This is a genomic window from Paracoccus sp. J55 (genome assembly GCF_000513975.1).
Lineage (GTDB): Bacteria > Pseudomonadota > Alphaproteobacteria > Rhodobacterales > Rhodobacteraceae > Paracoccus.
Window position 1 is genome coordinate 63,905 of the sequence record NZ_AZVA01000013.1, and the last position, 17,253, is coordinate 81,157.

General features: G+C 67.2%; 14 protein-coding genes. 6 read left to right on the top strand and 8 right to left on the bottom strand.

The features are described 5' to 3' along the window. Positions 1–41: 41 nt before the first annotated feature. Genes PARJ55_RS0113115 through PARJ55_RS22035 form a run of 3 tightly spaced genes read right to left on the bottom strand, consistent with a single transcriptional unit; the run spans position 42 to position 2,780 of the window. Complete coding sequence (locus tag PARJ55_RS0113115; protein WP_028713465.1) at positions 42–998, bottom strand: tripartite tricarboxylate transporter substrate binding protein; 957 nt, start codon at positions 996–998, stop codon at positions 42–44. A 26-nt stretch (positions 999–1,024) separates the two neighbouring features. Further along, entirely contained in the window at positions 1,025–1,789 is a 765-nt protein-coding gene (locus PARJ55_RS0113120) for an enoyl-CoA hydratase/isomerase family protein (RefSeq protein ID WP_028713466.1), read from the bottom strand. Between the two features lie 4 nt (positions 1,790–1,793). Then, the gene (locus PARJ55_RS22035; protein WP_156929481.1) at positions 1,794–2,780 is read right to left on the bottom strand and encodes a tripartite tricarboxylate transporter substrate binding protein; all 987 of its coding nucleotides are present in this window, start codon (positions 2,778–2,780) and stop codon (positions 1,794–1,796) included. A gap of 257 nt (positions 2,781–3,037) precedes the next feature. Here PARJ55_RS22035 and PARJ55_RS0113130 point away from each other — a divergent pair, with 257 nt between their 5' ends. Beyond that, positions 3,038–4,633, top strand: a complete 1,596-nt coding sequence (locus PARJ55_RS0113130) for an AMP-binding protein (protein ID WP_028713467.1) — start codon at positions 3,038–3,040, stop codon at positions 4,631–4,633. Here the strand turns inward: PARJ55_RS0113130 and PARJ55_RS22040 are convergent. Further along, positions 4,628–6,811 carry an acetate--CoA ligase family protein gene (locus PARJ55_RS22040; RefSeq protein ID WP_051416266.1) on the bottom strand — a complete coding sequence of 728 codons (2,184 nt, stop codon included), beginning with the start codon at positions 6,809–6,811 and terminating at the stop codon, positions 4,628–4,630. The two genes, PARJ55_RS0113130 and PARJ55_RS22040, sit on opposite strands and share 6 nt — an antisense overlap. 323 nt (positions 6,812–7,134) lie before the next feature. Between PARJ55_RS22040 and PARJ55_RS22045 the strand changes: the two genes are divergently transcribed. After that, positions 7,135–7,539, top strand: a complete 405-nt coding sequence (locus tag PARJ55_RS22045) for a tripartite tricarboxylate transporter TctB family protein (protein ID WP_051416267.1) — start codon at positions 7,135–7,137, stop codon at positions 7,537–7,539. Between the two features lie 3 nt (positions 7,540–7,542). Beyond that, positions 7,543–9,048: a tripartite tricarboxylate transporter permease gene (locus PARJ55_RS0113145; protein ID WP_028713468.1), complete on the top strand. Its 1,506-nt coding sequence runs from the start codon at positions 7,543–7,545 to the stop codon at positions 9,046–9,048. Positions 9,049–9,132: 84 nt separating this feature from the next. Here PARJ55_RS0113145 and PARJ55_RS0113150 read toward each other — a convergent pair whose 3' ends face one another. Continuing rightward, complete coding sequence (locus tag PARJ55_RS0113150) at positions 9,133–10,434, bottom strand: acyl-CoA dehydrogenase family protein (protein ID WP_028713469.1); 1,302 nt, start codon at positions 10,432–10,434, stop codon at positions 9,133–9,135. A 23-nt stretch (positions 10,435–10,457) separates the two neighbouring features. Beyond that, a complete protein-coding gene (locus PARJ55_RS0113155) occupies positions 10,458–11,507 on the bottom strand; it encodes a phosphotransferase family protein (protein ID WP_051416268.1) in 1,050 nt (349 codons plus the stop codon). Positions 11,508–11,700: 193 nt separating this feature from the next. Between PARJ55_RS0113155 and PARJ55_RS22050 the strand changes: the two genes are divergently transcribed. Then, positions 11,701–12,486: an SDR family oxidoreductase gene (locus PARJ55_RS22050; protein WP_084637857.1), complete on the top strand. Its 786-nt coding sequence runs from the start codon at positions 11,701–11,703 to the stop codon at positions 12,484–12,486. Positions 12,487–12,690: 204 nt separating this feature from the next. Here PARJ55_RS22050 and PARJ55_RS0113165 read toward each other — a convergent pair whose 3' ends face one another. Beyond that, positions 12,691–14,202: a class I adenylate-forming enzyme family protein gene (locus PARJ55_RS0113165; protein WP_036714137.1), complete on the bottom strand. Its 1,512-nt coding sequence runs from the start codon at positions 14,200–14,202 to the stop codon at positions 12,691–12,693. 137 nt (positions 14,203–14,339) lie between these two features. Between PARJ55_RS0113165 and PARJ55_RS22055 the strand changes: the two genes are divergently transcribed. Continuing rightward, the gene (locus PARJ55_RS22055) at positions 14,340–15,356 is read left to right on the top strand and encodes a nitronate monooxygenase family protein (protein WP_330950223.1); all 1,017 of its coding nucleotides are present in this window, start codon (positions 14,340–14,342) and stop codon (positions 15,354–15,356) included. Between the two features lie 179 nt (positions 15,357–15,535). Here PARJ55_RS22055 and PARJ55_RS0113175 read toward each other — a convergent pair whose 3' ends face one another. Beyond that, positions 15,536–16,306 (bottom strand): FadR/GntR family transcriptional regulator, encoded by a 771-nt coding sequence (locus PARJ55_RS0113175; RefSeq protein ID WP_028713472.1) that lies wholly within the window; start codon positions 16,304–16,306, stop codon positions 15,536–15,538. A 366-nt stretch (positions 16,307–16,672) separates the two neighbouring features. Between PARJ55_RS0113175 and PARJ55_RS0113180 the strand changes: the two genes are divergently transcribed. Beyond that, positions 16,673–17,227: a TRAP transporter small permease gene (locus PARJ55_RS0113180; protein WP_028713473.1), complete on the top strand. Its 555-nt coding sequence runs from the start codon at positions 16,673–16,675 to the stop codon at positions 17,225–17,227. The last annotated feature ends 26 nt before the right edge of the window (positions 17,228–17,253 follow it).

The window sequence follows — 17,253 nt, forward strand, 5'->3', positions numbered from 1 at the left end:
GACGGGCAGGGGCCGCCGGCCCCCCGTGCCCGTCGGAAGGGCTATTGCTTGGCGATGCCGGCCTTTTGCGCGATGGCGCTCCAGTTCGCAATATCGGCGTCGCGCCGTTCCGCCAGAGTGGCGGCGTCGGAAAACACCGGCTCCTGATCCAATGCGGCAAGCTGGCTTTGCAACTCCGGCTCGGCCTTGATCGCCTGCAAGGCTTCCGCCAGCCGCGATTCCACCTCATCCGGCAGTCCGGCGGGACCATAGAGTGCGTTGTAGGACGCGATGACCAGCCCAGGGCCGTAAACCTCGGAGGCGTTCTCGATCCCCTTCAGCGCGTCGTCCGCAATCCGGCCGCTGACGGCGACCGGAATGGCTTTGCCGGCGGCAACATCGTTCCTGATGCGGCTGAGGTTCCAGATCCCCAGATCCACCTCGCCCGCCAGCAGCGCGACATAGGCCTCGGACGAGCTTTTGTATTCGACCTTGACGATGTCGATGTCGAAACGGTCCTTGATCGCCTCCAGCGACAGCAGGGTGACGCCGGGCCCGTTCGAGGCGAAGTTCAGCTCTCCCGGATGCTCCTTGGCGTATTGCGCCAGTTCGGCCAGGTTGCGGAACGGGGAATTGGCATCGGCGACCAGGACCACCTCGTTGGTGTTCAGCAGGGACAGCGGTTCGAAGTCGCGCTGCACATCGACCAGGGGCGATGCCGTGAACACCGGATAGCCGGCAAAGGACGACGAATCGATCAGCAGCGTATAGCCGTCCGGCTTGGAGGCCGCGACATATTGCCGGCCCACCACGCCGCCGCCGCCCGGCCGATTCTCGATCACCACCGGCTGGCCCAGCTGCCTGGACAGGTGTTCCGCGACCAGCCGCGCCGTCAGGTCGGTTCCTCCGCCCGCGGCATATCCGACGATGATGCGGACGGGCTTCTCGGGATATTCTGCAAGCGCGGCTGACGCCATGCCGGCCCACAGGGCTGCGGCAACGAGCAGACCTTTGTGCATGTTCATTCCTCCCATGTCATCGGTGTCTAGGTTCCGGTCCAGCGCGGCTTGCGGCGCTGGACAAAGGCGGCGATCCCCTCGCGGCAGTCCTGCGAGCGGAACAGGCGCCGCCTCTCCTCTCGGGTCATGGCGATCAGCGCCTCTTCGTCCATGCGGGTCGCGGCATGGACCAACCGAAGCGCGGCCGCCGCTGCCATCGGCGCGGCCGAGGCCAGCCGCTCGGCAAGGGCAACGGCGGCGCCGGCCAGGTCGGGCGCCGGGACCAGGCGGTCCACCAGCCCGTAAGCCAGCGCATCCGGAGCCGACATGGCGTCGCCCGAAAGCAGGAACTCCAGGGCCAGACCCGGCGGCAGGCGACGCGCGATCCGGAAGGCGCCGCCGCCCGCCGCCAATATGCCGCGCTGCGCCTCGGGCAGCGAGAAGCGGGCGCTGTCCGCGGCCAGGATGACGTCGCAGGCCAGGGCCAATTCGCACCCGCCCCCGGCGGCGATGCCGTTCACCGCCGCGATCCAGGGCTTCGTGCGCGGCGCAAAGACCAGGCCGCAGAACCCGCCCGGCCCGGTCGAGTGGCGCGCCTTGCGCTGATGCGCCTCTTTCAGGTCGGCGCCGCTGCAAAAGGCCCGCTCGCTCGCGCCGGTCAGGATCACCACCCTGGTCGCCGCATCCGCCTCGGCGCGATGCAAGACCGCCTCGAACCGCTGCGCCGTCTCGCTGTCGATGGCATTCAGCGCATCGGGCCGGTCCAGGGTCAGGCGCAGGATTTCCGGGCTGGGGCGGTCCTCGCGGAGCATCGCGCTATTGCGGCATGATGCCGGCCGTCTTGGCGATCTCGAGCCATTGCGCCTGCTCGGCCTCGATGCGCTTGCCAAGCTCGGCGGCATCCGCAGGCGCCGGCACCATCTGCGACACGGTGCGGATCTTTTCGGAGACCTGGGGATCCTCGACCGCCTTGCGGAACGCCTCGCCAAGGATGCGCGCGTTTTCCGGGTCCAGCCCCTTGGGTCCGACGATGGCGAACCAGACCTCGGCAAAGCCGCCGAACTCGGCCATCGCGGCGATCTGCGGGTCCTTGCTTTCCCCCAGCGCAGGAATGTCGGGCGCCAGATCGCTGCGCTTCGCGGTATTGACCGAGATCGCCTTGAGCTGTCCCGAATCAACCATGGGCTTGCCCGCGCCCAGCGTGGTCAGCAGGAAATCCGCCTCTCCGGTCATCACCGCCTGATAGGACGGGGCGCCGCCGTTATAGTTCACGGTCACGAAATCGATGCCCGTCGCCTGCTTCAGCATCTCGGCCGGCAGCAGCGAGCCGGCGCTGATATTGGCATAATTCAGCTCTCCGGGATGGGCCTTGGCATGGGCGACCAGGTCGTCCAGCGTGTCGAAGGGCGTTTTCGGATTGGCAAAGACCGCCAGCGGACCCGAGGAGAGCAGCGCCACCGGCGTCAGGTCCTTGCCCAGATCCAGCGTGAAGCTTTTGAACAGGGCCGGGAACGCATTCGCCCCCGAGGTGGACAGCAGGACGGAATAGCCGTCCGGCCGCGCATTCGACATGGACACATAGGCGGCCATGCTGTTGGCGCCGGGACGGTTCTCGACCACGATCGGCTGACCGAGGATGGCGCCGGCCTTTTCGGCCACGATGCGGGCAAAGACGTCCGACGGCCCGCCCGCCGGCTGCGCGACCACCAGCGTGACCGCCCGTTCGGGGAAATCCGCCTGCGCCACCGCCGGGCCCGCCAGGCAAGCCGCAGCCATGAGACCGGCTTTCAACCAGTTGTTCATCTTGATCACTCCCTTCCACCCTCCCGGTGGCAATTTCGTTCAACTCAATGTGGCGGCAGGCGTCAAAGCGACTCCTTGCTTTCCTCCCATTCTCCGTGGCGCAGGCTAGCTGAACTGACAATAAAGTAAACTCTATTGTTGATCTGCGCCGAGCTCCTTCCTAATCAGAGGGGTGTGACGGAGGGCAAAGGGGGTGGCGCATGGACAAGAGGGTCGAGGGCGGTGGATGCAGTCATCCCCCCGGATTCGAGGACCGGATGCCCGCGGACGGGGAATGTTCGATCTCGCGGATCCTGGCCCGGCACGCGGCGGCGCGCCCGGACCAGCCGGCGGTGATCCAAGACGACGGCAGCACCTGGACCTGGCACGAGTTCCACGAGAAGGTCCTGCGGGCCGCCGCCGGCTTGCGCCGGCTGGGGGTCGCGCGCGGCGATGTGGTGATCAACTGGCAGCCGAACTCGGGCGAGATGCTGGTGACCTGGTTCGCCCTGTCCAGCCTGGGGGCGATCCATTTCCCGATGAACACCGCCTTCAAGGGCGCGATGCTGGCCGATGCCATCCGCCTGTCGGGGGCGCGGCTGATGGTCGCCCATGCCGACCTGTGCGCGCGGCTGGAGGCGGACAATTTGGCAGGCCTCTCGGACGTAGTGGTGATCCAGGACCGGCTGAACCAGCCGCTGGCGCCGGGGCTGGCCCGGCACGCCTTTTCCTCCGTGGCCGGGGCCGCGCCGCTGTTGTCGCAGGACCTGCCCGAGATGCAGCCCTGGGACACCGCCTGCCTGCTGCTGACCTCGGGGACGACCGGGAATTCCAAGCTGGTGCAGGTGCCCCTTGGCCAGATCTGGACCCTGGCGCGGGCGATGTACTGGTTCATGCGCCCGGACGATCGGCTGATGAACATCTATCCGCTGTTTCATATCGCCGCGATCGGCGGCGTCATGTCGGCGCTGGTGCAGGGCGCGGCCATCATCCAGACCCCCGCCTTCCGCACCCAGACCTTCTGGGATTCGGTGCGGCGGCTGGGCGCGACCGCACTGCCCGGCCTGACGCCCGCGATGATCGAGTTCCTGAACAAGGCCGCGCCGGGCCCCGAAGACGTGCAGAACCCCCTGCGCGTGGCCGTGGTGCGGCAGGCCAGCCCGGCCATCGCGCAGTTCTGCAGGCGCTTCGATCTGGACTATGTGCCCAGCTATTCCATGACCGAGGCCTCCTGCATCGCCGTGGGCGGGTTCAGCCCGCCGCCGCTGGGCCAGTGCGGCCGCGCCCGCGACGGCATCGAGGTCAGGCTGGTCGACGAGCATGACATCGAGGTTCCGCGCGGGCAGGTCGGCCAGCTGATCTTTCGCCCGCGGCTGCCCTGGACCGTCAACGCCGGCTATTGGCGCAACCCCGAGGCGACCGCCGCGGCCTGGCGCAATGGCTGGTTCCATACCGGCGACGCGATGCGCATGGATCAGGACGGCAATCTCTACCATGTCGATCGCATGTCGGACACCATCCGGCGCCGGGGCGAAAACATCTCGTCGCTGGAAATCGAACGCGAGGCGCTGGGCCACCAGGGCGTTGCCGACGCGGCAGCCGTGGGGGTGGAAAGCGAGCTGGGCGACCAGGAGGTGCTGCTTTACATCCAGCCGCGCGAGAATTGCCGCATAGACGAGCCCGAGTTCCTGCTTTTCCTGATGGAGCGGCTGCCGCACTACATGGTGCCGCAATACCTGGCCATTGTCCCCGACCTGCCCCGCACGCAGTCGGGCAAGGTCCGAAAGCTGGAATTGCGCGCGCAGGGGCTGGTTGCCGGGGCATGGGATCGCAGCGCGGCGGGGATCATCGTCAAGCGTGACAGTTTCTCATGATCCGGCCGCCGGCGGTGCCTGGCCGGGAACGGCGGCAGGCCGGCGCACCAGCGCATCCACGGCCACGATGTCGCCGCCGGCGCAGATCAGCGGGTTGACCTCGGCCTCGGCGATGTCGTCGCGCAGCGCCGCCATCATTTGCGAAAAGCGGCAGACGGTATCGGCCAGCGCGGCGCGGTCGATGGCGGGCAGGTCGCGAAAACCGTCCAGCAGCGACTGGCTGCGCAGCGCCGCGATCATCCCCAGCGCCGTGCCATGGTCCACCGGGGCAAGGCGTGTCACGCTGTCCTTGAGCAATTCGACAAAGACCCCGCCGACCGCCAGCGTCACCAGCGGGCCAAAGACCGGATCGACCCGGCCGCCGACCAGAATCTCGACCCCTCTCGGCGCCATGCGCTGCACCAGCACGCCGGCGATCCGCGCCTGCGGCAGCCTGCCCTTGACCGTGCGCAGGATGCGACCGAACCCCTCACGCACGGCATCCGCATCGGCCAGGCCCAGCAGCACGCCGCCGGCCTCGGTCTTGTGGGCGATGTCGGGCGATTCGACCTTCAGGGCCACGGGCACGCCGATGCCGGCCGCCACCTGCACCGCCTCCTCGGCCGAGGTCGCAAGGACCGAGCGCGTGGTGGACAGGCCGAAGGCCGCGACCAGCCCGGCGGCTTCGCGCTCGGTCAGGGCGGGACCGGCTGTTTCCAGGATCGCCTTTGCGGCCTCGACGGCGGCAGGTTCGGGCGGAGGCGCTTCGGCAGCCTCGGGCTTGTCGAGATGCCAGCGATGCCATGCCGCGATGGCCTCGAAACAGCTGTCCATCGAGGAAAAGAAGCCGATCCGCGGATCGCGCACCGCGTCGCGCGCGCCCGGCCCCTCCAGCCAGCCGCTGATCCAGACCAGGGCAATGGGCTTGCCGGCGGTGGCCGCGGCCTCGGACAGGGCGGGGATGCGCCAGCGGGCGCGTTCGGCGGCATGGGCATAAGGAAACACCATCGCGCCGTAACCCGGATCGTGCAGCATGGCGAGGCTGGCCCGGCGCAGCGAAGCCGGATCCGTCACCACTTGGGCGGTCACGTCGCAGGGGTTCCGCGCCACCCCGAAATCGGGAATCGCCGCTTCAAGTTCCGCCTGGGTCTCGGCGGCGGGCTGCGGCAGATCGACGCCATGGAGGAACGCCTTGTCCGCGGCCAGCACCGCCGCCCCGCCCGAGGTGGAGACCACGCCCACGCCGCGCGCGCGGGGCCGGCCGGCCTTTGCGAGATATTGCGAGATTTCCAGCAGCGCCTCGAAACGGTCGGTCTCGATCGCGCCGACGTCGTGGAACAGCGCCTCGTAGCCCGCCGCCCATCCGGCGATGGCGCCGGTATGCGAGGCGGCGGCCTCTCCGCCCGCCTCGGACTTGCCCATGCGGCACAGGACCAGCGGCTTGCCGGCCCGGCGGGCCTGCAAGGCGGCGGCGCGGAACCGCCCGGGCGCGTTCAGCCCCTCGACGATGCAGGCGATGACGCGGCAATCCTCGTCCCCCGCCAGATACGAGATCCAGTCGGCCACATCCACGTCGCAGGCATTGCCGACGCTCAGCATGTGGCTGAACGAGACGCCCCGATAGCGCGCCGCCGAAACCGCCGCGCCAAGCGCCCCGGACTGGCTGACCAGCCCGATGGCATGGGAACCGGGCTGCTCCAGCGGCTCCTGCACGGTGAAGGTCATTCGCAGGTCGCGGCGAAAGTTGTATAGGCCGATGCAGTTCGGCCCCACGATCCGCATCCCGGTCCGCCGCGCCAGCGCGGTCAGGCGCTGCTGGGCGGCGATCCGGTCGGGGCGGCCGGTTTCCGCATAGCCCGCCGCGAACAGCAGCGCGCCCCGCACCCCGGCCTCGGCGCATTCGACAAGAACCTCCTCGACCGCGGATTGCGCGGTGGCGAGGATGGCCAGGTCGGGCACCTCGGGCAGGGCGGCGATGCCGGGAAAGCAGGGCGCGTCGCCGATGCGGTCATAGCGGCCGTTGACCAGATCGACGGGTGTCCCGGACTGGTCCAGCAGGTTCGTCAGCAGGCGGTTGCCGAAGGCGCCCTCTTTCGGCGAGGCGCCGATGACGGCGATGCGGCGCGGCTCGACCAAGGCACGCAGGTCGCTTTCGCCAAGCGACGGGGCGGGGTGATTTGCCGGGTTCAGCGCCTTCATCGGGTTCCTCCATGCAGCCGGCGGCCGCTTGTTCAGAGCACTCTTTTCGCGCCGGCCGCGCCTGCCCGTATATCCACCCGCAGGGAGAAACGCCAAGAGGATTGTAGCCACGGCAGCAAACCCTGGCGCGCGGGCCGATGGGCCGAGGGCAGTCGCAGGAGGATGCGTTCCCTATTCAGCTTCCTCTATTACGGGATTCGACGTGACATCCCGCTCCGCTGCTCCTAGGATCGCGCCGGGGCGTGCAGAGAGCAGCGGCCGCAATGGGAGGATTATACTTGCTAAGGATCGGCAATCCGTCGGACTTCGGAGCCGGCGTTCTCATGGTCGTCGTCGCCAGCGCATTTCTTCTTGCAGGGCAGGAACTGCCGCACGGGACGGCCGCGGCCATGGGGCCGGGCTATTTCCCGCGCTGGATCGCGGGCGTCCTGGGCGTGATCGGGGCGATCCTGGTCCTGCGCAGCCTGCGGCAATCCGGCAGCGCGCTGCCGGCCATCCGGCTTCTGCCGCTGCTGCTGGTGCTGGCCGCCATCGTCTTTTTCGGCGTCGCGGCCGAGCGGCTGGGCCTTGTCCTGACGGCTTTCGGCAGCGTGGTGATCGCGGGCCTCGCCTCGCGCCGCCGGACCTGGTGGAGCCTGCCGTTGCTGGCCGCCGCCCTGTCCGCGTTCTCGGCGCTGATCTTCGTCAAGCTCCTGAACCTTGCGCTTCCCCTCTGGCCGAGTTTCTGAACCATGGATCTGCTGAACAATCTTGCCATCGGACTGGGCACCGCACTGAGTCCGCACAACGTCATGCTGGCCTTTCTGGGCTGCATCATCGGCACGCTGATCGGAATCCTGCCGGGGCTGGGACCGCTGGCGGCGATGGCGATGCTGCTGCCGCTGACCTATTACTTTCCGCCCGAATCCGCCCTCATCATGCTGGCGGGCATCTATTACGGCGCGCAATACGGCGGCTCGACCACGGCGATCCTGGTCAACCTGCCGGGCGAGAGTTCGGCGGCCGTCACCTGCATCGACGGGCACCAGATGGCGCTGAAGGGCCGGGCCGGGTCGGCGCTGGCCATCGCGGCGCTGGGGTCGTTCTTCGCCGGTACGGTCGCCACGCTGGTCGTGGCGCTGCTGGCGGCACCGCTGTCCGCGCTGGCGCTGCTGTTCCGGCCGCAGGACTATTTCGCGCTGATGGTCTTTGGCCTGGTGGGCGCGGTGATGATATCGTCGGGCTCGACCCTGAAATCGCTGGGGATGGTGCTGCTGGGCATCCTGCTGGGCATGATCGGCATCGACATCAACAGCGGAAACCCCCGGTTCACGCTGGGCATCCCCGACCTGCTGGACGGGCTGGATTTCGTGCCGCTGGCGATCGGGCTGTTCGGCCTTGCCGACATCCTGTGGAATCTGATGCGCGACGAGGGCAAGCCGCAGATCATCTCGACGCCGCTGCGCGAGCTGTGGCCGACGCGGGAGGAGTTCGGGCAGGCCTGGCCCGCCGCGATCCGCGGCACAGCCATCGGCTCGATCCTGGGCGTGCTGCCGGGGGGCGGGGCGCTGCTGGCCTCCTTCGCCTCCTATGCGGCCGAGAAACGGCTGTCGAAAACCCCCGAGCGCTTTGGCCGCGGCGCTGTCGAAGGCGTCGCGGGACCCGAGGCGGCCAACAATGCCGGCGCGCAGACCTCGTTCATCCCCATGCTGACGCTGGGCATCCCGTCGAATGCCATCATGGCGGTGATGATTGGCGCGCTGATGATCCAGGGCATCGCCCCCGGCCCGCAGGTGATGGCGCAGCGGCCGGAACTGATCTGGGGTCTGATCGCCTCGATGTGGGTGGGCAATATCATGCTGGTCATCATCAACCTGCCGCTGGTCGGGGTCTGGGTGGCGCTGCTGCGGGTGCCCTATTCGATCCTGTTCCCCAGCATCGTGCTGTTCTGCTGCATCGGCGCCTACAGCGTGGGGCTGAGCGCAATGGACGTGTTCCTGGCCGCGGCCATGGCCCTGCTGGGTTTCCTGTTCATCCTGTTCGAATGTTCCGCGGCGCCGCTGGCGCTCGGCTTCATCCTGGGTCCGATGATGGAGGAGAATTTCCGCCGGGCCATGGTGCTGTCGCGCGGCGATTTCGACGTGTTCGTGAAAAGCCCGCTCAGCCTGGGCTTCCTGATCGCGGCGCTGGCGCTGGCGCTGATCATCGCGGTGCCGGGCATCCGCAAGGCGCGCGAGCAGGCATTCCAGGAGGACTGACCCCGCCCGCGCGCCTGTCCGCCGGCACGGGAAGGAGAGGGCCGGCGGAAACGATGCGGCGCGCCGAAGCGCGCCGCAGGTGGTTCAGGCGTATTTCTCGAAATAGGCGCCGTATTTCTCCCACGCCTTTTCCTTCATCGGCGGGATGTGGGTCGAGGGCCAGCGACCGTCGCCCGGCGCGGGTTCCACCCGCTTGAGCAACTGCCGGCCCAGCACGGCGCGATGCGCCTCGGTCGGGCCGTCCACGATGGCCATGCGGAAGGCCGAGGACACCATCTGGCCGAAGCGCATCTCGTTCGAGGCACCCAGCGAGCCGTGCAGGTGCGCGCAGCCCCAGATGATCTCTTTCGAGATGTCGGCCGTCATCACCTTGACCGCCGCCGTCTCGATATAGGCCTCGCGCTCGCGCTCCTGGTCGTAAAGCCAGGCGCAATGCAGCACCAGCAGGCGGAACATCTGCAACTTGGCCCACCAGTCGCCGATCTGGTCCTGCACGACGCCCAGGTCGGCCAGGCGCTGGCCGCGGGTTTTGCGGCTGACGGCCCGTTCCATCGCCATTTCCAGCGCCTTCTGGCACAGGCCGACCGTGCGCATGGCATGGTGGATGCGCCCGCCGCCCAACCGCGATTGCGCCACCTGGAAGCCCTTGCCCGGTTCGCCCAGCACGCAGGAGGCCGGCACCCGCACATTCTTGTATTCGACATAGCCGTGCGAGGCTTCTTCCTCGGACTCGCCCCAGATGCCGGCATTGCGGATGATCCGCAGGCCGGGCGTGTCGGTGGGAACGATGAACATGGTCATGCGGTCATGACGTTCCGCATCGGGATGCGTCATCACCGGCGTGATCAGGAAGGCGGCATATTTCGCGTTGGACGAGAACCATTTCTCCCCGTTGATCACCCAGTCGTCGCCGTCGCGCACCGCGGTGGTCTTGAAGGTCGTCGGGTCCGAACCCTGGTCTGGTTCGGTCATCGAATAGCACGAAATGATATCGCCGTTCAGCAGCGGCTTGAGGTATTTCTCCTTCTGCTCCTCGCTGCCGAAACGGGCCAGGATTTCCGAGTTGCCGCTGTCGGGCGCCTGGGCGCCAAAGACGCGGGGCCCCCAGTTGGACCGGCCGACGATCTCGTTGATGAAGGCCAGTTTCGCCTGCCCGAAGCCCTGGCCGCCCAGCTTGCGGTCCAGGTGCGGCGCCCAGAGACCCTGCGCCTTGACCTTTTCCTGCAGCATCTTGACGATGTCGACCGTGGCCTTGTTGGTCAGGTCATAGGAGGCGTTGCTGTTGTAGCCGGTCAGCACGTCCAGCGGCTCGACTTCCTCGTCGATGAACTTGCGGATCCAGTCCAGCTTTTCCTGGAACTCCGGTTCAATGGTGAAATCGATCATTCATTCAGTCTCCGGGTGAGGGTTTAAAGGGCAGAACGGCGGATGATCTGCTCGGCGCCGTCGATGAGTTGGGGGACGAAACCGGCGATCCGATGCGCCATCGAGCCCTCGGGCTCGTTCATGCTTTTCACATGGTTGAATTCGATCAGCGCGGCCAGCTTGTACATGGACAGAACCATGTAATAGTCGAGGCTCGCCACGCCGAGCCCGACCTTCTCGGCATAGCGGGCCGCCAGTTCCTCGCGCGGGGGGTAGCCGCTATGGTCGATCTGCAGGCTGACGCCCGGCGTTCCATCCTGGGACGGAAACGGATAGAGCGCGCGGCCGAGATCCAGCAGGGGATCGCCCAGGGTCGAGATCTCCCAGTCGATGATCGCGGCCAGCCGGACCGGGCGGGCGGTGTTCGAGAACATCACGTTGGAAAAGCTCATGTCGCCATGGATCAGCGACACGCGCTGCATCTCGGGACGCTTCTGCTTCAGCCATGCGCCGATGCGGTCGAAGCCGGGCAGGGCGCGGTCGCCATAGTCGGGATGGGCGCGGTGGCGGTCCATCAGCGTCTTCCAGCGATCCGCCTGCCGTTCCAGAAAGCCTTCGGGATGGCCGAATCCGCCCAGTCCCAGGGCCTGCGGGTCCTGTTGCGCCAGCGCCGCCAAGCCGTCGATCAGTGCAAAGCTGGTCTCGCGCTTCAGCCCCTCGGGGTCGCCTAGGGTGTTGGGCGGGTTTTCCGAACCGGTCCAGCCCTGCACCTCCGCCATCAGCAGGAAGGGGCTGCCCAGCACGGCGGGGTCCTCGCAAAAGGCGATGAAGCGCGGATGCGGCACGGGCGTCGGCGCCAGCGCGCGCAGAACCTGCGCCTCGCGCGTCAGCGCCTTGAGGCTGTCGGCGCGCGGCGGGGTGCCCACGGTCCGCAGGACGGCCCGCAGCGCGCCCCGCCGCAGCCGCAGCACGGTGCCGCTGGAGCCGCCGGACAGGGGCAACAGCGTGAGCGCGCCCGCGCCGGGATTCGCGCAATTGCAATCCAGCCAATCCGCAAGGGCTTGAGTCTTGTCCATATCTTCGGTGAACGTCATACGGACGGGCCTCCCTCCCATCGTGAAACGACTGCATCCGACCGCTTCGGCAAATGCTTTCCCTGTTCTAAAAAGATATCTCAATTAAGGCAAGTCTTGTGATCTACCGCGAAATGCCGGGTATGCTGGCCGCCTGGCTTGCCGGCGCGGGCAATACAGTTATATATATTCCGGAACGCGAGGGGAGGAATGAATGACGCGAACACTATTGACCGGATGTTCCAGCGGGATCGGCCGCGCACTTGCACTTGAACTGCACGATCGCGGGCACGAGGTCATTGCGACCGCCCGCCGACCCGAAACGCTGGCCGATCTGCCGGTGGCGATGAAGCTGGCGCTGGACGTGACCGACCAGGTCTCGATCGACGCGGTGATGGCGCAGGCCGGACAGGTCGATTTCCTGGTGAACAACGCCGGTTTCAGCATCTGGGGCCCGATCGAGGCCGTGGCCCCCGCCCAGATGCAGCAGCTTTTCGACACGAATGTCTTTGGCGCTATGCGGATGGTGCAGGCGGTCCTGCCGCAGATGCGCCAGCGCGGGGCGGGCGGGATCGTGCAGATCTCCTCAGCCGCGGCCAGGCGGTCCACCGCGATGCTGGGCCATTATGCCGCCAGCAAGGCGGCGCTCGACGCCTATTCCGAGGCGCTGCGAATCGAGGTCGCGGGCTTTGGCATCGGCGTGTCTCTGGTGGTGCTGGGAGCGGTCGAGACCTCGTTCGGGGCGAACCGCAAGGAGGTGGACCTGCCGGCCTACAAGGCGATCACCGACGCCGTGCGCGCCCGCATCGCCCGCAGCCGCAGCACCGCCGCCTCGCCCGAGGAGGTGGCGCGCCGCATTGCCGACGCCATGGCGCGGCCGCTGCCGATGCGCATCTATGCCAGCGACGATGCGCGGCCGCTGATCGACCAGCGCCTGTCGCTGGACGACGAGGCATGGGAGCGTCAGGCGCTGGCCGGCCTTTCCGCCACCCCCGCCTGAGGGCGGCGCGCGGCCCGCATCATGGACGATGCGCGACAGGGCGGGCTGGGCCTTCGGCTTCTGCCCGCCCCGTCATGCCGCGGCCCCGGCGCCAGCCGTTGCAGACCTCCGCCGGTCCCGGCCCTGCGCTTTATGCCGGACAGACGAAAGCACCCGGCCATCGGACCGGGTGCAGGAATGCAAGCCTGGATGCTGCTGACCGGTTCAGCCCGCGACCGAGGGCTGCGCCGCCTCCAGCCGGTCCAGCAGGGCATGGACGGCGCGCTGGTCCACCTTCATGGACGCCGTGCGCGGCAGCTGCTCGACGATGTGGAACCGCGTCGGAACCTGATAGGGCAGCAGCTTTTCCTTGACGGCGGCGCGGAGCCCGTCCTCTGAACAGCTGTCGTGCGGGACCACCAGCGCCACGGGAACCTGCCCCAGCCGGTCGTCCTTGCGGCCGATCACCGTCGCTTCCTTGACGGCGGGCAGGGCGTCCAGCACGCGAATGATCTCTTCGGGCAGCACCTTGAAGCCGCCGCGGATGATCGCGCCATCGGCCCGGCCGCGGATGAACAGGAACCCGTCCGAATCGATCACCGCCAGATCCGTGGTCCGGACCCAGGCGCCGTTGTTGATGTTGTCGCTGCGCAGTTCCAGCAGCCCGGTTTCCCCCGCCGGCAGCACCTCGAAGCTCGTTTCGTCCACGATCCGCCCCTCGAAAGAGGGGCTGATGCGGCCGACCGAGCCGCGCTTTTCGACGCGGTATTTCTTGTAGTCGGGCATGGACCAGCCGGCCACGCCGCCGCCGAATTCGGTCGCGCCATAGTTCTGCAGCACGGCGATGCCGTAGCGGTCAAAGAAGGCATCTGCCAGATCGGGGTCCAGCGGCGCGGTCCCGACCCGAAAGGCCCGCAGGCTTTCCAGCGCCTCGGCCGGGACATCGGCGTCCAGGATCATCTTCAGCACGGCCGGCGGACCCGAGGTCACCTTGGGCTTGTGCCGGCTGATGGCATCGACGAAGGGTTCCAGCTTCAGCCGCTCCAGCAGGCACATCTTGCGCCCCGAGACGACGGCCATCATCAGCCGCCCCAGCCCGCCGATATGCGAGAAGGGCGAGTTGAGGATCTGCACCCCGGAACGCAGCTTCGGTTCGCCCCCGCCGTCGCTTTCATAGCTTTGATAGTCTTCCATGCTTTTCTGGAAGTTCTGCACCGACAGCGGGATGCGCTTGGGCGCGCCGGTGGTGCCGCTGGACAGCATCTCGACCGCGACCCCTTCGGCGGCCGGGCGCTTCCACAGCGTCCTGTGCGGGCCCGCAACCAGGCTGACGCCAAGCGACTGCCCGCCCTCGACCCGCAGGCACAGCGCCCCGGCCTCGCGCGCGGCCTCGGCGATTCCGGGGCGGACAAGGTCGGCGCCGGTGCCGATCAGGACCGGAACCTCGCTGCGGGCCAGGTCGGCTGCCAGCGCCTCGTCCGGCAGCGAAGGGTTCAGCGTCACCAGGCAGCGGCCGGTGGCGACCACGGCCAGCACCGCCGGCACGATCTCGGGCCGGTTGCGCAAAAGGATTGCCACGCGCCCGCCCGCGCTGATTTCGGCTTCGTCGAGAAGTTTCTCGACTTGGGTCTTGGCGGCCGAAAGCTCGCCCCAGGGGTGCCAGCGGCCCTCGAACTCGACGGCCTCTTCCGAGGGTGCCAGCGCCAGCACTCCATTGATGTGCGCGTTCAGATCCATTGCTCCCCCATCTGGCCAATACAGTTATCTTTATATGCGTGCAAAACGGGTGTCAAATGGCTATTGCGGCCGATATGGTCGAGGCGGTAAGATAAGATATATCTCTATTAGGCAATCAAGGAGTCCGGCCCATGTCCATGCCGACGATCTTGCAAGGGCGGCTTCGCCTTCCCGTGATCGCGTCCCCCATGTTCATCGTATCAAACCCAACGCTGGTCGTCGCCCAATGCAAGGCGGGGGTCGTCGGAACAATTCCCTCGCTGAACGGCCGCACCGTGGAGGAGTTCGAGGCGATTGTCACGGAAATCCAGCAGCGTCTGGCCGAAGCCGAGGCGGCGGCGCCGGGGTCCACGGCGCCCTTCGGCGTGAATCTGATCGCGCATCGCACCAATGTGCGGCTGGAGCCCGATCTGGAGATCTGCATCAAGCACAAGGTTCCGATCATCATCACCTCGCTGGGCGTCAGCGAGTCGCTGATCGAAAGGGTCCACGCCTATGGCGGCATCGTGCTGCACGACATCACCAACATGAAACATGCCCGCAAGGCGATCGGCGCGGGGATGGACGGCATCATCGCCGTCTGCAACGGCGCCGGCGGCCATGCCGGGACGCTGAACCCCATCGCGCTGGTGCGCGAGCTGCGCCAGGAGTATGACGGGCTGATCGCCCTGTCCGGTGCCATCAGCGACGGCGCCGGCATCCTGGGCGCCCTGGCGCTGGGGGCGGACATTGCCTATATCGGCACCCGCTTCATCGCCACGGCCGAGGCGAATGCCCGCGACGAATACAAGGGCTTCATCATCGAGGGCAATGCCGAGGACGTGGTCTATACGCCGCTGTTTTCCGGCGTTCCGGCCAATTATCTCAAGGCCTCGATCAGCCGCGTGGGGCTGGATCCCGAAAATCTCGCCCATCGGACCGCCGACACCATGGACTGGCAGGACGGCTCGCCCCGGCCCAAGGCCTGGAAGGAGGTCTGGGGCAGCGGCCAAGGCATCGGCACCATCGAGGATGCGCCGACCACCGCAGAGCTGGTCCAGCGGTTGAAGGAACAGTTCGACGAAGCCGTCGTCTCGCTCAGGGCTAAGGTCCGGGTCTTTGAGGCGGGCTCGGCCGCGGTCGGCCAGCCGGCCCGCGTCGGTGCGCATGTCTGACGGCACGGCGCTGAACGGACTTCTGCAAGGCGGCGGATCGGCCGCCTTGCGCAAGCAACGGGCCTGCCCGGAATTCCGGCCTGTGCCCCGATCAACGACGCGCGCCAACCAGGCTGCGCGTCTTTGCATGACAATTCCGTCGATATGACCGGGCTGCCACGACCGGCCGCCGGCGCCGGCTAGTCGTTGCTGGGCAGGGGCAGCTTGGACCAGTCGCTTTCGACAAGTTCCCCCAGTTCGCTTTCGCCCCGTTCGGCAATGTCCTGAAGCAGCCAGTCGCGCGACATCTCGGCGCAGCGCCGCGCCGCCAGTGCCGCCATCTCGGCATCGCCCGCCAGGATCTCCTGGGCAAGGCGGTTGCGACCGGCCCGGTATGCCCTGACGCGCTCGGGGCGTCCCGTATACATGTCCTGCTGCCGGTCGACCATGGCGGCAAGATCCAGAAGGATTTCGAGAAACAACGACAGCGCCTTGTTCCCGCTCATTTCTCCGATCAGGGCGTTGAAGCGGCGCTCGGCAGACAGGAAGTCGCGCAGATGCACGCCGTCGGCCAGTGCCTCCTCGCCCTCGACAAATTGCGCGAGCTTGCGCCGCAGCTCGATGTCCTCGCAATGCGCGGCCAGCCGGGCGATCTCGACCCGGATCGGCATGAAGGCCAGGACGATCTGCTGGACCTCGGCCCGGTGGATCTTGAGGTAAAGCGCGGCACTGCGGCTGACGGCGCGGGCATCGGGGAATCGCGCGAAATATCCGCCGCCAACGCCGCGCTTGACCGTCAGCAACTGCTGCTCGGCTACCAGGCTTGCCGCTTGGCGCAGGGTGGGGCGGCTGACGCCGAACTCGGCCAGCAAAGCTTCCTCCGAGCCCAGAAGCTGGCCATCCCCCATGGTCAGGATCTTGTTGCGCATCGCATCGGCAACGGCATTGACGGCTGATTTCGGCTTTGCCATGGAAAATGGGTCCTTTGCCTCACATCACTCTACCCGCAATTGAGGTAAACGTAATGGCAGTCCGGCGCAACCTGAATGACGAATTCCGGCCACCCTGCCTTGACCTGGTTGCACCGGCCCATGTTCCGAGGAACGGGTGATCGCGGCCTTCATCGCGCAAGCAGGCCTGCCGCCGCCGTCCATGACCGGTGGAGCGGGCGTTCCACTGCCGGGCCAGCTCGACAGCTTGGATAGAGGCGGCGCTTTTCGATCTTTCTCTCGGAACCTATCCGAAATCGCTAGCCGAACACATCATCTTTCCCTTATAGAGTTATCTTAATGCGAGGCGGAGGAGCGCTTGCGCAAGCGTGAATAGGGAGAGAGCAGATGAATACACTCTACACGATCAACCGCTGGATAGCGAATGCGCTGCTGGCTCTCAGCGGCATCGCCGTCGTCGTGCTGATGCTGCATGTCGTCGCGGATGTCTTGTCGAAATACGCATTCCACTATCCGCTGGTGGGCACGATCGAGCTGGCATCCTGGTATTACATGATCGCCATCGCCTTCTTCCCCCTGGCCTATGTCCAGCTGCATTCGCACCACCTGGTGGTCGAGGTGTTCACCACCGGCCTTTCGGCGCGGCGGCTGGCCGCGCTTGACGCGCTGGTCTGCGTGGCGGTGCTGGCCTATATCGGGCTGCTGGGCTGGCTGGTTGCGGCCAAGGCCATCGAGGCGACGCATCGGGGCGAAATCATCAACGTCGTCTATTTCGATCTGCCGATATGGCCGGCGCGCTGGATCCTGCCGATCTCGCTCATCGCGATGATGCCGATGATCGTCCTGCAACTCCTGGCCAACCTGCGCTTCGCGTTGACGGGCGAGGTGGTCCCGGGCCTTTCCCCCGACGTCGAAAGCCGGCGCGGCGCGGCTACCGCCTGAAATGCGATAGTGCCGCTGCCCGCGGC

Bases quoted from the DNA above. Each gene is read 5' to 3' on its own strand.
- PARJ55_RS22045 (WP_051416267.1), top strand. From the start codon at position 7,135: ATGGTCGTCGTCGCCAGCGCATTTCTTCTTGCAGGGCAGGAACTGCCG.
- PARJ55_RS22035 (WP_156929481.1), bottom strand. From the start codon at position 2,780: ATGAACAACTGGTTGAAAGCCGGTCTCATGGCTGCGGCTTGCCTGGCG.
- PARJ55_RS0113180 (WP_028713473.1), top strand. From the start codon at position 16,673: ATGAATACACTCTACACGATCAACCGCTGGATAGCGAATGCGCTGCTG.
- PARJ55_RS0113120 (WP_028713466.1), bottom strand. From the start codon at position 1,789: ATGCTCCGCGAGGACCGCCCCAGCCCGGAAATCCTGCGCCTGACCCTG.
- PARJ55_RS0113165 (WP_036714137.1), bottom strand. From the start codon at position 14,202: ATGGATCTGAACGCGCACATCAATGGAGTGCTGGCGCTGGCACCCTCG.
- PARJ55_RS22050 (WP_084637857.1), top strand. From the start codon at position 11,701: ATGACGCGAACACTATTGACCGGATGTTCCAGCGGGATCGGCCGCGCA.
- PARJ55_RS22040 (WP_051416266.1), bottom strand. From the start codon at position 6,811: ATGAAGGCGCTGAACCCGGCAAATCACCCCGCCCCGTCGCTTGGCGAA.
- PARJ55_RS0113150 (WP_028713469.1), bottom strand. From the start codon at position 10,434: ATGATCGATTTCACCATTGAACCGGAGTTCCAGGAAAAGCTGGACTGG.
- PARJ55_RS0113155 (WP_051416268.1), bottom strand. From the start codon at position 11,507: ATGACGTTCACCGAAGATATGGACAAGACTCAAGCCCTTGCGGATTGG.
- PARJ55_RS0113145 (WP_028713468.1), top strand. From the start codon at position 7,543: ATGGATCTGCTGAACAATCTTGCCATCGGACTGGGCACCGCACTGAGT.
- PARJ55_RS0113175 (WP_028713472.1), bottom strand. From the start codon at position 16,306: ATGGCAAAGCCGAAATCAGCCGTCAATGCCGTTGCCGATGCGATGCGC.
- PARJ55_RS22055 (WP_330950223.1), top strand. From the start codon at position 14,340: ATGCCGACGATCTTGCAAGGGCGGCTTCGCCTTCCCGTGATCGCGTCC.
- PARJ55_RS0113130 (WP_028713467.1), top strand. From the start codon at position 3,038: ATGCCCGCGGACGGGGAATGTTCGATCTCGCGGATCCTGGCCCGGCAC.
- PARJ55_RS0113115 (WP_028713465.1), bottom strand. From the start codon at position 998: ATGCACAAAGGTCTGCTCGTTGCCGCAGCCCTGTGGGCCGGCATGGCG.